The 14,113-nt window shown below is 66.3% G+C and carries 8 protein-coding genes; 2 read left to right on the forward strand and 6 right to left on the reverse strand.

The window, feature by feature from the left end:
* Positions 1 to 257 precede the first annotated feature (257 nt).
* Positions 258 to 1,262 (forward strand): TRAP transporter substrate-binding protein, encoded by a 1,005-nt coding sequence (locus tag SBP02_RS10205; RefSeq protein ID WP_318646278.1) that lies wholly within the window; start codon positions 258 to 260, stop codon positions 1,260 to 1,262.
* 27 nt (positions 1,263 to 1,289) lie between these two features.
* Here the strand turns inward: SBP02_RS10205 and SBP02_RS10210 are convergent, their stop codons facing one another.
* Entirely contained in the window at positions 1,290 to 3,371 is a 2,082-nt protein-coding gene (locus tag SBP02_RS10210; protein ID WP_318646279.1) for a putative bifunctional diguanylate cyclase/phosphodiesterase, read from the reverse strand.
* Between the two features lie 275 nt (positions 3,372 to 3,646).
* On the opposite strand from SBP02_RS10210, the gene SBP02_RS10215 reads away from it, so the two are divergent.
* Positions 3,647 to 4,405 carry a Mut7-C RNAse domain-containing protein gene (locus SBP02_RS10215; protein WP_318646280.1) on the forward strand — a complete coding sequence of 253 codons (759 nt, stop codon included), beginning with the start codon at positions 3,647 to 3,649 and terminating at the stop codon, positions 4,403 to 4,405.
* Between the two features lie 21 nt (positions 4,406 to 4,426).
* Here the strand turns inward: SBP02_RS10215 and SBP02_RS10220 are convergent, their stop codons facing one another.
* From SBP02_RS10220 to SBP02_RS10240, 5 genes are all read right to left on the reverse strand, one after another.
* The gene (locus SBP02_RS10220; RefSeq protein WP_318646281.1) at positions 4,427 to 5,404 is read right to left on the reverse strand and encodes a cysteine synthase A; all 978 of its coding nucleotides are present in this window, start codon (positions 5,402 to 5,404) and stop codon (positions 4,427 to 4,429) included.
* An 83-nt stretch (positions 5,405 to 5,487) separates the two neighbouring features.
* A complete protein-coding gene (locus tag SBP02_RS10225; RefSeq protein WP_318646282.1) occupies positions 5,488 to 9,063 on the reverse strand; it encodes an EAL domain-containing protein in 3,576 nt (1,191 codons plus the stop codon).
* Positions 9,064 to 9,065: 2 nt separating this feature from the next.
* Entirely contained in the window at positions 9,066 to 10,118 is a 1,053-nt protein-coding gene (locus SBP02_RS10230) for a chemotaxis protein CheB (protein ID WP_318639621.1), read from the reverse strand.
* A gap of 12 nt (positions 10,119 to 10,130) precedes the next feature.
* Entirely contained in the window at positions 10,131 to 12,329 is a 2,199-nt protein-coding gene (locus tag SBP02_RS10235) for a hybrid sensor histidine kinase/response regulator (RefSeq protein WP_318639622.1), read from the reverse strand.
* Between the two features lie 7 nt (positions 12,330 to 12,336).
* Positions 12,337 to 14,100, reverse strand: a complete 1,764-nt coding sequence (locus SBP02_RS10240; RefSeq protein ID WP_318639623.1) for a methyl-accepting chemotaxis protein — start codon at positions 14,098 to 14,100, stop codon at positions 12,337 to 12,339.
* Between the last annotated feature and the right edge of the window lie 13 nt (positions 14,101 to 14,113).

Raw genomic sequence — 14,113 nt, forward strand, 5'->3', positions numbered from 1 at the left:
CGTGGCCGGGGCCAGGCGCCGCCGATCAGCAACAATCCGCCACTGCTGCACGCCACCTTGGCGGAAAACCGCCACCGGCTGTGAGGTGCGTCACGCCGTTCTTTCGCCGAACCCCGACTTCGCGCGGTATCCGGCTTTTGGCTCAGGCATTGCACTACGCAGCGCTCAGGCGCTAAGGCCGCGCGCGGTATTGCCGGGACGCCCCGCGAGCAGGCCGGTCGCAGCCGCCGATCCCGACAACAAGAAAGGACATCTCAATGCTCAAGTCATTCCTCGCCATGGCCGCGTGCGCCCTGGCGCTCGCCGTCGTCAGTGTCCAGGCCGCCTCCCAGAGGCCGATCCTGATCAAGTTCTCCCATGTGGTCGCCGACAACACCCCGAAGGGCCAAGGCGCCCTGCTGTTCAAGCAACTGGTCGAGGAGCGCCTGGCCGGCAAGGTCAGGGTCGAGGTCTACGCCAACTCTTCGCTCTATGGCGATGCCGATGAGCTGGAGGCGCTGCGCAAGAACGAGGTCCAGTTGCTGGCCCCGTCCCTGGCCAAGTTCGGCCAGTACACCCAGCAGCTGCAGGTGTTCGACCTGCCCTTTCTGTTCGATGATCTGGACGCGGTCAATCGCTTCCAGAAACGCGCCAAGGGCCGCCAATTGCTGCGCTCCATGGAGGCGCACGATATCGTCGGGCTGGCCTACTGGCACAACGGCATGAAGCAACTGTCGGCGAGCAAGGCCTTGCTGCTGCCGACCGACGCGGCGGGGCTGAACTTCCGCATCCAGCCTTCCGAGGTGCTCGATGCGCAGTTCCGGCAACTCGGGGCGCAATCACAGGCCATGCCGTTCGCCGAGGTGTTCGAGGCACTGCAGAGCGGACGGGTACAGGGCGCGGAGAATCCCTGGTCAAACATCTACAGCAAGAACCTGCACCGCGTGCAGCCCTATATCACCGAGACCAACCACGGCGTGCTCGACTATATGCTGGTGAGCAATCCGCGCTTCTGGTACGCCATTCCCCATACGATCCGGGTTGAACTGGAGGGCATAGTCGATGAGGTCACCTATGCGGTGAACCGCCAGGCCGAGGCCGATAACCGGGCCGACCGCCAACGCATCGAGGCCTCCGGTAGTAGCCAGGTGATCGGCCTGAGCGCCGAACAGCGCGAGGCCTGGCGCAACGCCATGCGGCCGGTGTGGCGGCAGTTCGAGGCGCAGATCGGTGCCGACGTGCTGAAGGCCGCGCAGGCCGTCAACCGCAAGTCGCGACCCTGACCGCCCGCCGACCAGGGCCGGCGCCGCTCATTCGACGCCGACCAGTTCGCCACGCTCCAGGGCCTGGATGAATTGCTGGGGCGGCAGTGGATGCCCGAGGAGAAAGCCCTGCAGCACGTTGCAACCGAGGTTGGTCAGGAAACTCTTCTGCTGCAGGGTCTCCACGCCTTCGGCGACGATGCGCAGGTTCAGCGCCTGGCCCAGGGCGACGACGGCCGAGACGATCGCGGCATCGTCGCTGTCCTGGGCCAGGTCGCGCACGAAGCCCCTGTCGATCTTCAACTCGTTGGCCGGCAGGCGCTTGAGATAGAGCAGGCTGGAGTAGCCGGTGCCGAAGTCGTCGATGGACAGATCGACGCCCAGTGCCGCCAGCTGCTCGAGTACCCGCAGGCTGGCGTCGGCGTCGCGCATGGCGGTGGTTTCGGTGATTTCCAGGGTCAGGCAGTTGGCCGGCAGCTCATGCTGCGCCAGGGCATCGGCGACGCTCTCGATCAGGTCGGCATGACAGAACTGCAGCGCCGACAGGTTGACCGCCACGCGCCAGTCGTGGTGCCCCTGATCGTACCATTCGCGCATCTGCCTGCAGGCCTGCTGCAGCACCCAGTCGCCGATGGCGATGATCAACCCGGTCTTCTCCGCCAGCTCGATGAATTCGTCCGGCAGCAGCAGGCCCCGCACCGGGTGTTGCCATCGCAGCAAGGCCTCGGCGCCTGTCGGACGACCGTTCAGCGCATCGAACTTGGGCTGATAGTAGAGGCAGAATTCTCCACGCTCCAGGGCCATGCGCAGGTCGTGCAGCAACTGCAGCTGGTTACGGGCGTTGGCGTTCATCGACGCCTCGAAGAAGCTGTAGCCGTTCTTCCCGTTCCCCTTGGCGTGGTACATCGCCGCATCGGCGTTGAGCAGCAGGCTTTGCTGGTCCTCGCCGTCCCCCGGGTAGAGGGCGATGCCGACGCTGGTGGAGACGCGCAGCTCATGCTCGCCGACCCGGAACGGCTGGCTGACCAGCTGGATAAGCTGGTTGGCAAGGCCGACCGCATCGTTCGGCGCGCGCAGCTCCGCCAACAGCACGAACTCGTCGCCGCCCACCCGCGCCAGGGTGTCCTGCGCCCGTAGCCGCTCGCGCAGGCGCGCGCCCACGGCGCTCAGCAGCAGGTCGCCGACATGGTGGCCATAGGCATCGTTGACCGGCTTGAAGCCGTCGAGGTCCATGAACATCAGGGCGAAATGCCCGCCCTCCCGCGCCATCTTCTCGATGTACTGGCCGACGCGATCCTCCAGCAGCAGGCGGTTGGGCAGTTTGGTCAAGGGGTCGTGCAGGGCCAGCTGGGTCAGCTCCAGATTGGCCTGGGCCAGGGACTGGTTCAATTTGGCGACACGGTCCTGCATGCGTGCATCGAGCACCGAGGTGAGCAAGGCGATGGCCAGCACCGCGAGGGTGGCCATGCCGACCAGTGTGGCCAGCCAGGCGCTGTCGAGCCCTCCCCCGGCGGCCAGGCAGAAACTGCCCTGGGGAAAGTTGGCCGCGGCCATGCCGGTGTAATGCATGCCGACGATGGCGGTGCCCATCAGTACGGCCGCGCCGAGGCGCGCCATGCGCACGAAGGGCCCGGGCCAGCGCAGGCGGAAGGCGATCCACAGCGCGGCCGCGGACGCCGCCACAGCGATCAGCAGGGACAGGCCGACGAGCAACGGGTCATAGTCGATCCCCGGCTGCATGCGCAGCGCGGCCATGCCGAGGTAATGCATCGAACTGATGCCGGCGCCCATTACCAGGGCGCCGAGCAGCCAGTGCCAGCGCAGCATCTGCGGCTGGCTCACCAGCCACAGGGCGAATCCCGAGGCGAGCATCGCCATCGCCAGGGACAGCAGAGTAATGGGGACGTCGTAGCCAAGGTCAATCGGCAGGCTAAAGGCGAGCATGCCGATAAAGTGCATGGACCAGATACCGATGCCCATGGCCACGGCGCCGCCGCCTATCCACAAGGACTGCGCGAGGCCTCTGGCGGTGGCGATGCGCCCGGCCAGGTCAAGCGCGGTATAGGACGCCAGGATGGCCACGGCCAGGGAGGTTAGCACCAGGGAAAAATCGTAACTCGCAACCAGCATTACAACGCTCTAGACCCCGCTGAGTGACGCCCCGGGAAGGATTGTGCAATGCGGCCGGAGGGGCTCTCCGAACCGCAGTGGGCGTGCTTGCGTACAGCCTGCTTGCGCCGGCAGCTAGGCATCAGCCGTGCAGATAGTAACGGAGAACCCTGATGCGTTCTGCAAAAAACAGAATATGACAGCTACTGGCCGCTCAAGCTTCGTTCAGCTATGCAAATGCCGGTTCGCCCGTCCCTGCCAGGCGTCTGCCTGCCGGTTGAGGCTATGCTTGAAGCATGGTCCACGCCACCTTTCGCTTCTATGAGGAGCTCAACGATTTCCTGGCGCCGGCACGGCGGCGCAGGGCGTTCGACTGCGACTGCGCCCAGGCGGCGACCGTCAAGCACATGATCGAAGCACTCGGCGTGCCCCATACCGAAGTGGAACTGGTATTGCTCAACGGCGAGTCGGTCGGTTTCGAGCGGATGTTGCTGGACGGCGACCGGGTGGCGGTCTATCCGAAGTTCGAGCGCCTGGACATCAGCCCGTTGCTGAAGGTGCGCGATCGTCCGTTACGGGTGCTGCGCTTTGTCGCCGATGCCCATCTCGGCGGCCTGGCCCGCCTGCTCCGTATGCTCGGCTTCGACACGCTCTACGACAACCATTTCGAGGATGCGACGATCGCCGAATTGGCCGCCCGGCAAGGGCGCATCGTCTTGACCCGGGACCGCGAGCTGCTCAAGCGCCGGCTGATCAGCCATGGCTGCTACGTGCATGCACTCAAGCCCGCGCTGCAACTGCGCGAGCTGTTCGAGCGCCTCGATCTGGCCCGCTGTATCGAGCCCTTCAGCCGCTGTCTGCATTGCAACTTGCCGTTGCAGCCCATCGATCTGGAGGAGGCCCGCGAGCAACTGCCCAGTCGCATCGGCTACAGCTACTCGCATTTCATGCAGTGTGGCGGCTGTCGTCGCCTGTATTGGGAGGGTAGCCACTGGCGCAACATGTGCGCCCTGCTGGCGCCGCTGTTGCGGGCACAGGCCCCGCCCTACGAATGACTCGCGGCACCCGCGACGCTCTCAGGCCGGTGGCGTCAAGCCCTTTTCCCGCAGCCACGCCGGGTTGAACAAGCGTCTGGCATAGAGGCCGCCGCGGTCGCAGAGTAGGGTCACCACGGTATGCCCGGGCCCTAGGTCGGCGGCCAGACGCATGGCGGCACAGAGGTTGATGCCGCTGGAGCTGCCGACAAACAGGCCTTCTTCGCGCAGCAGGCGATAGACCATGTCCACGCACTGCTGGTCATCGACCCGCAGTGCCGAGTCGATCTGGGTGCCCTTCAGGTTGGCCGTCACCCGGCTGGTGCCAATGCCTTCGGTGATGGAGCTGCCTTCGGCGAGCAGTTCGCCGTCCAGCACCCAATGGTAGAGCGCGCTGCCCATGGGGTCGGCGAGCACGATGCGCACCGCTGGGTTGCGCTCCTTGAGATAGCGCGCCACGCCGGCCAGGGTGCCGCCGGTACCGGTGGCGCAGACGAACGCATCGACGCGGCCATCGGTGTCGCGCCAGATCTCCGGCCCCGTGGTCCGGTAGTGGGCATCGCGGTTGGCGGTATTGTCGAACTGATTGGCCCAGATCGCTCCGGGCAATTCGGCAGCCAGGCGCCCGGCGATCTTCTGGTAGTTGTGCGGATCGCTGTAGGGTTTGGGGGGCACCGGGTGTACCTCCGCGCCCAGATGGCGGAGCAGGTCGAGCTTCTCTGCCGACTGGTTGTCGGGGATCACGATGATGCAGCGGTAGCCCCGCGCCGCGCAGATGTGCGCCAGGCCTATGCCGGTATTGCCCGCGGTGCCCTCGACCACGGTGCCGCCGCCGCGCAGTCGACCACTGCGTTCGGCGTCCTCGATGATCGCGAGGGCGGCCCGGTCCTTCACCGAACCGCCAGGGTTGAGGAACTCGGCCTTGGCCAGGATCTCGCAACCGCTCTCGGCGCTGAGCCGGGCGAGACGGATCAAGGGGGTGTTACCGATGGCACCGGTAACACCCTCACAGACGTTCATGGCACACCTCCGACCCGCTGTGATTCTTTCAGTCTAGCGGGCGGTGCGTAGGGCGTAGGGCCGGCGGGCGGAGCGCTCCTCGCTCAAGGCTTGAACGCCATCAGCTGCTCCCGTAGACGTTGGTTGTCCTGCACCAGCAGGCGTTGGGCGAAGGCATCGCGCAGCTGGCCCCGCAGGTCATCGGCGTCCCAGGGCTTGGTGATGAAGCGGAAGATCACCCCTTCGTTGACGGCCTTGAGGATGTCGCGCACGTCGGTAGAGCCGCTGAGCACCATGCGGATGATTTCCGGATAGATGTGCCTGATCTTGCGCAGGAGGTCCACCCCGTTCGTATCGGTCAGGCGCAGGTCGGTCAGTACCACGTCGGCTCTATGGGCCGCCAACATGTTCAGCGCCTCGGCGCCGCTGCTGGCGACCCGAATATGGTAGTTCTCCTGGCGCAGTTCGCGCTGCAGCGCCCTGAGTACCCCGGCTTCATCGTCGATCAGCAGCAGATGACATACCGGCTCGCCGTCCATCAGCGGCGGCAGTTTCAGTTCGCCCTCCTCGCCGAGAAACTGCAGGCAGGCCTGGGGCGGCAGCGGCGGCGAATAATAGTAGCCCTGGAGTTCGTCGCAGCCGGCGGTGCGCAGGAACCCGAGCTGTTCTGCACTTTCCACGCCCTCGGCAATCACCTTGATGCCGAGGTTGTGGCCAATGGAGATCATCGAACGCACCAGCGAGGCACTGTCCGGGTCCATATGCACGTCGGTGACGAAGCTGCGATCGATCTTCAGCTGGCTGAAGGGGAAGCGCTTGAGGTATCCCAGGGACGAATAGCCGGTACCGAAATCGTCGATCGAGAAGCCGATGCCCAAGGCGCTCAAGGTGCGCATCCGCTCCAGCACTTCGTCGGCATCGGTCATCAGCATGGACTCGGTCACCTCCAGCTTGACCAGGGACGGCGCAACCCCGTGCCGCTGCAGCGTCGTCTGGATGCGTTCGACGAACTCCGGCGCCATGAAGCTGATGGCGGAGAAGTTCACGGCGATGCAGCCGTTCAGCAACAGGTACTTCCAGGTCTGCAACTGCTGGCAAACGGCGTCGAAGACGTGGAAGTCGATGCTGACGATCAAGCCGGTCTCCTCGGCCAGCGGAATGAACTCGCCGGGCATCACCGTCTTGCCCTCGTGACTCCAGCGTACCAGCGCCTCGAAACCGCACAGGCGGCCGTTGCGCAGGTCCAGTTGCGGCTGGTAGACCACCTGGAATTCATCGTGCTGCAGGGCATGGCGCATATCCCGTTCGAGCAACAGGCGCCGCTGCATCTGCTCGTTCATCTGCGGGGTGAAGGCACAGATGCGGTTACGCCCCTGATGCTTGGCCTGGTACATGGCGGTATCGGCGTTGCGCATCAGGGTACCGATATCCCTGCCGTCCTCGGGGAAGCAGCAGAAGCCAATGCTGCAACTGACCACGACTTCCTGGCCGTCGAGGCTCAGGGGCTCGGCGACGATCTGCTTGAAGCGCTCGAGGACGCCGATGCGCCGGGTCAGCTGCCCCCCATCGGCCAGCAGGATGACGAACTCATCGCCACCCAGCCGGGCCACGGTGTCGACTTCCCGGGCGCAAGCCTCCAGGCGTGCGGCCACCTGAACCAGCAACTGGTCGCCGGCATTGTGGCCGAGGCTGTCGTTGACCACCTTGAAGTTGTCGAGGTCCATGAATGCCAGGGTGAACCCGCCCTGGTTGCGGCTGGCGAACGCAATGGCCTGGAGTATGCGGTCGTTGAGCAGGTTGCGGTTGGGCAGTCCGGTCAGGCTGTCGTGGTTGGCCTGATGCTCCAGCTCTTCCTGGTAGCCCTTGGCCTCGGTGATGTCGTGCAGGATGCCGACGAAGTGGCTGACCTTGCCGCGATCGTTCACCACCGGGGACAAGCGCAGCTCGTTCCAGAAGGCCGAGCCGTCCTTGCGGTAATTACGCAGAATGGCCCTGCCCTCCTCCTCGGCGCTTAGCGCCCGGCGGATATTGTCGAGCTCCGCTTGGTCCCTGTCCTCGCCCTGCAGGAAACGGCAGTTGCGTCCCAGCACCTCCTCGCTACGGTAGCCGGTGATGCGCTCGAAGGCCGGGTTGACGTAGGCGATCGGCTGGTTTTCGCGCTGATTGTCGGTGATGACGATGGCGTTGACGCTGGCTTCGACTGCCCGGGTGCGGATGCGGAACTCCAGGTCGCGCTGGCGTTGTTCGCTGATGTCCTGGATCACCGCGATGGCGCCCTGCACCACGCCCTGCTCATCGAGGTAGGGTACCGCCGAGTTGAGGGTGGTCTTGTGGCTGTCGTCGAAGGCCTGGATGTCGATGACCTCGTTACGCATCACCTGGCCATCGTGCACGGCCCTGGCCAGCGGCCAATCCTCCGCCTTCAACGGCTCGCCACGCTCCGACCAGGCACCATGGTAACGGGCGAAGTCCTCCAGCTCGGCCGGCTGTGGGCCGGCCCAGATCAGCCCGTTCTCAGGGTTGCTGAGAATCAGCCGACCCTGGCTGTCGGCTACGGCGACTCCCACCGGCAGGTTGTCGAGAATCTTGCGCAGCAGCGCTTCGCTCTGTGCCAGCGCCCGGGTACGCTGCTCGACCAGCTGCTCCAGGCTCTCGAACAGGCGGACCCGGCCCAGCACCATGGCCAGCTGCCGGCCGATCGAGGCCAGCGCGTTGAGCTCGTCCTCAGGCCAGCTCTGCGCCTGGCGGCGCACTACGTTGAGCATGCCGATGGTTTCGCCGCCGAGCACCAGGGGGATGCTCGCGTGGTGGCCCTCACCGCACCGCTCCAGCGCCGGGCAGCCCGCGATATTGCTCGGCACACTCAGTTGATCGTGCAGCCAGGCATGGCGGCACGGGCAGTTCTCCGAACAGGCGGCCAGCTTATCACTGTCGTACTGGTTGTCGCGCCCACGGGCCCCGGCCACGCGCAACGCGCCGCTTGGCTCCTCGGTGTCGGCCAGTAGCAGCCAGGCGCCCGCCGCGTTGGGGAACTCAAGGATGCGCCCCAGGGCCGTCTGGATCACATGCCGCTCGCTGTTGGCATCGCTCAGCCCGCTGGTGAAGTGGAACAGGCAGTTCAGCAGCGAATTGCTGCGCGTCAACTGATCGTGCTTGGCCAGCAGTTCGTGATTGAGGCGTACGCCCTGCTCGTAGGTGGAGATCAGCAGGTCGAGGATCTGCTGGCGCCCAGCGGTGATGAAGTGACGCTCGCCCTCCAGCATAACCTCGACCCCCATCTGCACCCGCTCGTTGCTGCGCAGCTCGAGATTGACCAGGAAGTAGCGGATGCGTGACATCAGGTACTTCTCGTCATAGGGCTTGACGATGAAGTTGTCGGCGCCGCTGGCCAGGCCGTGCACCACGTCCCGCGCGTCGGCCAAGCTGGTGACCAGGATCACCGGGATGCTCGCGGTGTGCGGGTCGCCCTTGAGCTGGCGACACAGCTCGTAGCCATCCATCTGCGGCATGACGATGTCGCTGATGATAATGGTCGGCAGCTGCTCGGCGATGAAGGCCAGCGCCTCCACGCCGTTGCGGGCGACACGTACCTGGCAACCGGCTGACTCCAGGAGAAACTGCAATTCGGTCGCCTGGGTAGGGCTGTCCTCAACTATCAGGATTTTCGCGTCGGTGAACATAATCAGGTTCCTCCCTGCCCGGTACTGTGCGAGCGGTCGCGCAGCGCCATGGAATTGAGCAGCGCCGCGATCGCCTCAGGCGCTAGCACCTGGCGCGCCGCCTGCAACTGGATCGCCGCCTTGGGCATGGCATCGATCACCGCGCTGGTCGGCTCCTGAACGATGGTCAGGGCCCCTTGGCTGCGCAGCACGGCGAGTCCCTCGGCGCCATCGCGGCCCATGCCCGACAACTGGATGCCGATGGCGAGATTGCCCAGGTGCTGGGCCACGCTGCGAAACAGATGGTCGGCCGACGGGCAGTACAGCTCGCCATTGCTGCCCTGCAGGTGAGCCCGCAAGTTTTCGTCGATGCCCAGATGACTGCCGTCCGGAGGCAGGTAGAGCACCCCGGGCTGCAGCGCCTGGCCGTGCTCGGCGATGCTCACCCTCAGGCTGCAGACGCTCGCCAGCCAGTCGCGAAAGCTGCCCAGAAAGCCGAGGGCTATATGCTGGGCCAGCAACAGTGGCCAGGGCTGCTGCGTCGCCAGCCCCGAGAGCAGCGTCTTGAGCGCCGCCGGGCCTCCGGCCGACGCGGCGATGGCCACCACTTTCTGGCTTCCAGCGCCCAGCGAGGCCGCCTTGGGCGTCGCTGGGCTTGGCTTGATGACTCGCGGGCGGCGCACGATCTTGACCTGCGCCATGCGCCGCAGTGTCCTCAGCAGGGCGTCAATGCAGGCCTCGAAATTTGCGGCTCCTGGCCCCAGAGGTTTTTCCAGCACGGCCAGGGCGCCCGCCTCCAAGGTGTGCATCGCGGTGGCAGCGGCATGGGGGTCGGCACTGGCGGTCACCACCACCACCGGCAGCGCATACTTTTCGAGAATGCGTGCCGTGGTTTCGTAACCGTCCATGCCCGGCATGTGCACGTCCATGGTGACAATGTCGGGTTGGTAACCCGCCAATAGACGCAAGGCCTGCTCGCCGTTCTCCGCCTCGCGCACCTCGAACCCTTCACTCTCGAGCACCGAACGCAGCAGCATGCGTAACACCGGTGAGTCGTCGACTATCAGTACGCGCATGACCGTTCTCCATCAAATCAGACGGCGAATGGCGTCCAGCAGGCTGTCCTGCTCGAAGCCGCTTTTCACCAGATAGGCGTTGGCCCCGACTTCCAGGCCGCGGGCGCGGTCCTCGGCCGAGTGCAGGGCGGTGACCAGCACCACCGGCAGGTCGGTCAGTTCGCGGTCGGCACGGATCCGGCTGGTCAGGGTGAAACCATCCATGCGCGGCATTTCCACGTCCGACACCAGCAGATCGAAGGCGCCCTGCTTCAAGGCGTTCCAGGCTTCCAGGCCATCGTTGGCGGTGGCGACCTGGTAGCCCGCGCCTTCCAGGATGGCCTTGAGCAGGCCACGGGAGGTGAAGGAGTCCTCGGCGATCAGCAACCGTTGCAGACTGCTGCCGGGCGCCTGCTCGGCCTTGCGCTCCAGGCTGCCGGCGCCCACGGCCAGGGCGCTGCGATAGAGGTCGCCGGGGTGCAGGATGGGCACCAGCTGGCCGTCACCCAGCAGGGTCGCGCCGAGCAGGTTGCGCACCCGCAGCAACTGGCGGCCGAGGCTCTTGACGGTGATTTCCTGATCGCCCAGCAGCTCATCGACCAGCAGCACGAAGGGTTCGCCGCGCACCTTCAGCAGCAGCAAGGTCAGCTCGCCCTCCCGGTTCGCCGGACCGCTCAGGCCCAGTACGTCGGCCAGGGCCCAGACCGGCAGCACGCGGCCGTCGCGCACCAGCGAGGGGCGATTCTCCAGGGTCTTCAGCGCGTCGGCCGGCAGCCGCAGGCAGCGTTCGACCGCCAGCGCCGGCACGGCGAAGGTGCGCTCGGCGATGCGCACGATCACCGCACGAAAGGTCGACAGGCTGAGCGGCAGATGCAGGTGGAAACAGGTGCCCCGCCCCGGTGCGGACTCCAGCTCGATGCGCCCGCCGAGACGCTCGACCACCTCCTGGACGATGGCCATGCCCAGGCCGCGCCCAGACAGATCGGTAATCAACGCGCTGGTCGACAGTCCGGAGTGGAAGATCAGTCGCCGGCTCTCCGCCTCGCTCAGCGTCGCGGCCTGCTCCTCGCTGAGCAGCCCGGCGGCCAGCGCCTTGGCCTTCAGCGCTTCGACGTCGATCCCCGCGCCGTCGTCCTGCACGCGCAACTCGAAACGGTCGGCCGACTCCTGCAGCAGGTCGATCTGCAGCAGCCCCACGGGCGGCTTGCCGGCGGCCTCCCGTTGTTGCGCAGACTCCAGGCCATGGTCCAGGGCGTTGCGCAGCAGGTGGGTGAGGACGTTGCGCAACTCGTCGAGAATGCGCTTGTCGACCTGCAGGTCGGTACCGCGCACCTGCAACTCGACCCGCTTGCCGGCCTGGCTGGCCAGGTCCTGGACCATGGCCGGCAGGCCTTCGATCAGGTTGCTGCCGGCCAGCAGCAGGACTGCCTGCAGCTCGCCGACATGGGCATCGGAGAGCTGCGACAGGCCCTGGGCCAGGTGCCGCCCGGCCTTCTCCAGCTGGATCGCTTCGAAATGCAGCCGATCGAGCTGCGCCTGGCTCCAGTTGAGGTAGTCGAGCAGGCCTTTCAGGGCATCGCGGCTGGCCAGGGGAAGCTGCTCGAGGCTGGCATGCAGCAGCTTAAGGTTGCCGGTAGCGAGCAGGCGGTTGCCGCGCTGCGGGTCGAAGGCGACGGCGTGCTCGCGCAGCCGGCGCGCATAGGCCTGGGCCTCGAGCTTGTGCTGCAGCAGGCTCTCGCTGTGGAACAGCAGGGTATCCAGGCGCCTGGCGGAAACCCGGACCATGCCTGGCTCGACTGGCGCAGCCGGGGCGGCGACGGGGGCGGCCGGCAACGCCACGGTTTCGCCGCGTGCCGCGCCTTCCAGTTTGGCGCACAGCTGTTCGCCGGCATCGGTCTCCAGCGCCTTTCCCGCCTGCTGCTGCTGCACCGCCCGCAGAGCGTGCCGGCACAGCTCGACACGCTCTGGGGTCAGCTCCAGGCGGCCGGCGCGCACCGCGCCGAGCAGGCTCTCCCAGGCATGGCAGAGGCGCTCGACCGTAGTCAGGCTGACCGCCCGGGCGGCGCCCTTGAGGCTGTGCACCTCGCGAAACAACGACTCGATGGCCTCGGCGCTGGCCCCCCCTTCGCGCCAGTTGGCCAGGGTGTCGGCGAGCACGCCCAAACGCTCGCCGGCCTCGATCCGGAAGCTTTCCAGCAGACGTTGTTGCAGCGCATTTCGGTCCAGGGTCATGGTCGGCTCACAACTTGAATTGGGCCGCGAGGCCCTGCAGTTTCACACCCAGCTCGTGCAGGTTGCGGGTGGCCTGGTCCATCTGCCGGGTGCCGCTGACGTTGCTCTGGCTGGCCTCGCGAATACTGGCCATGGCGTTGGCCACCTGATCCATGCCGACCATCTGCTGCTGGCTGGTGGCGGCGATCTGCAAGGCCATCTCGCTGGACTCGGCGATGCTGCTGTCCAGCGCACGGATCGCCTCGCCGCTGCTCTGCGCCCGCTCGTAGCCCGACTCCACCGCCTTGCTGCCCTGCTCGGCCAGCAGCACCGCCTTGGTCATGGCCTTCTGGATCTCGCCGAGGATGCCGCGCACCTGGGCGGTGGCCTGCTTGGACTGGTCCGCCAGGGCCTTGACCTCCTGCGCCACCACCGAGAAGCCCTTGCCGGTCTCCCCCGCGCGCATCGCCTCGATCGAGGCGTTGACCCCCAGCAGATTGGACTGCTCGGCCAGGTCGCTGACCGAGGCGACGATCTCGCCGATGGTCTGACTCTGCTCGCCCAGGCGCATGATGCTCTCGGCCACCGCCTGCATCTGCTCGCGGATCTGCTCCATCCCCTTGAGCGCTTCCTCCACCGCCTGGCGGCCACCCTGGGCCACCTCGCGGGTGCGCGCCGTGCTGTCGGCCACCGACTGTGCCTTGCCGCTGGCCAGCACCGCGGTCTGCTTGACCTCGTCCACCGTGGTGACGATCTCGCTGATCGCCGTCGCCGTCTCCTGGGTGTTAGTGGCCACCTGGCTGGTGGCCGCCAGCACCTCCTCGCTGGAAGTGGCCAACACGCTGATGCCCTCGTTGAGTTCGCCGACCAGGTTGCGCAGGTTAGCCAGCATGGTGGCGAAGGCGGTGCCCAGCACATCCTGCTCGGAGACCGGCTGGCTGTCCTGGCTCAAATGCCCCTGGGCCAGGTATTCGGCCTTGGCCGCCAGGGCCAGCAGGTACTGGCTCATCTGGCCGAACGCCTGGGCCAGGCGCCCCACCTCGTCGCGCCGCGTCTCGTTGCGCAGCTCCCGGGGGATTTCGCCGCGGCTGATGCGCTCGGCCATGAGGGTCAGGTGCGCCAGGGGCTGGGCGATGTGCCGGCTCAGTTGCCAGGCCATAACGATGCCGAAGAGCAACGCCAGCGCCCCGACCGTCAGCTGCTCCAGGCGCTGGCGCTCCACCGCCTCGCGCGATTGGGCCAGCGCCTGGCGCACGTTGTTCTCGGTGAGCTCGGCCAGGCGCAGCCCCAGTTCGTTGATCTGCTCCATGCGTTCGAGCTGAATGCCCAGTGCCAGGGCCTCGGCCTGTTCCAGTTGACCGGCACGGATCAGCGGAAGCAACTGCCGGTCGCGGGTCTCGACGAAGGCGTTGCGCACACCGATCAGCTGGTCCAGCAGCCGGCGGGGCTCGCCGTCTTCGCCCAGCCCCTCGAGCAGCTCCCCGAACAGGCGGTCGTTGGCCAGAGACAAGGCCTCGATCTGCCCCTCGCTGCGGCGCAGGCCGTCGCCCCCGGCATCGGCATCGGCCATCGCCTGCAACAACTCGGCGCGCTGGGTGATGATGTTGATACGCAACTCCTTGACCTGGGCTACCCGTTCGAGGCTGCCCTGGAACAGCTCGGCTTCGCTCTGCTGCAGGGTGGCGAAGCGTTGCAGCGAACTGAACAGCAACGCGCCGAACGCGACGGTGAGCAGGGTGAAAACCAGTATCAGCTTGCTGCCGATACGCAGGTTGGCGATATATCCCAGCATTGTCCTTTCTCCT

The sequence above is a fragment of the Pseudomonas benzenivorans genome (assembly GCF_033547155.1).
GTDB lineage: Bacteria > Pseudomonadota > Gammaproteobacteria > Pseudomonadales > Pseudomonadaceae > Aquipseudomonas > Aquipseudomonas benzenivorans_B.

What these genes read in the sequence shown, in the direction of transcription:
- SBP02_RS10215 (WP_318646280.1), top strand. Translation starts at nt 3,647, where the DNA reads ATGGTCCACGCCACCTTTCGCTTCTATGAGGAGCTCAACGATTTCCTG.
- SBP02_RS10220 (WP_318646281.1), bottom strand. Translation starts at nt 5,404, where the DNA reads ATGAACGTCTGTGAGGGTGTTACCGGTGCCATCGGTAACACCCCCTTG.
- SBP02_RS10225 (WP_318646282.1), bottom strand. Translation starts at nt 9,063, where the DNA reads ATGTTCACCGACGCGAAAATCCTGATAGTTGAGGACAGCCCTACCCAG.
- SBP02_RS10210 (WP_318646279.1), bottom strand. Translation starts at nt 3,371, where the DNA reads ATGCTGGTTGCGAGTTACGATTTTTCCCTGGTGCTAACCTCCCTGGCC.
- SBP02_RS10205 (WP_318646278.1), top strand. Translation starts at nt 258, where the DNA reads ATGCTCAAGTCATTCCTCGCCATGGCCGCGTGCGCCCTGGCGCTCGCC.
- SBP02_RS10240 (WP_318639623.1), bottom strand. Translation starts at nt 14,100, where the DNA reads ATGCTGGGATATATCGCCAACCTGCGTATCGGCAGCAAGCTGATACTG.
- SBP02_RS10230 (WP_318639621.1), bottom strand. Translation starts at nt 10,118, where the DNA reads ATGCGCGTACTGATAGTCGACGACTCACCGGTGTTACGCATGCTGCTG.
- SBP02_RS10235 (WP_318639622.1), bottom strand. Translation starts at nt 12,329, where the DNA reads ATGACCCTGGACCGAAATGCGCTGCAACAACGTCTGCTGGAAAGCTTC.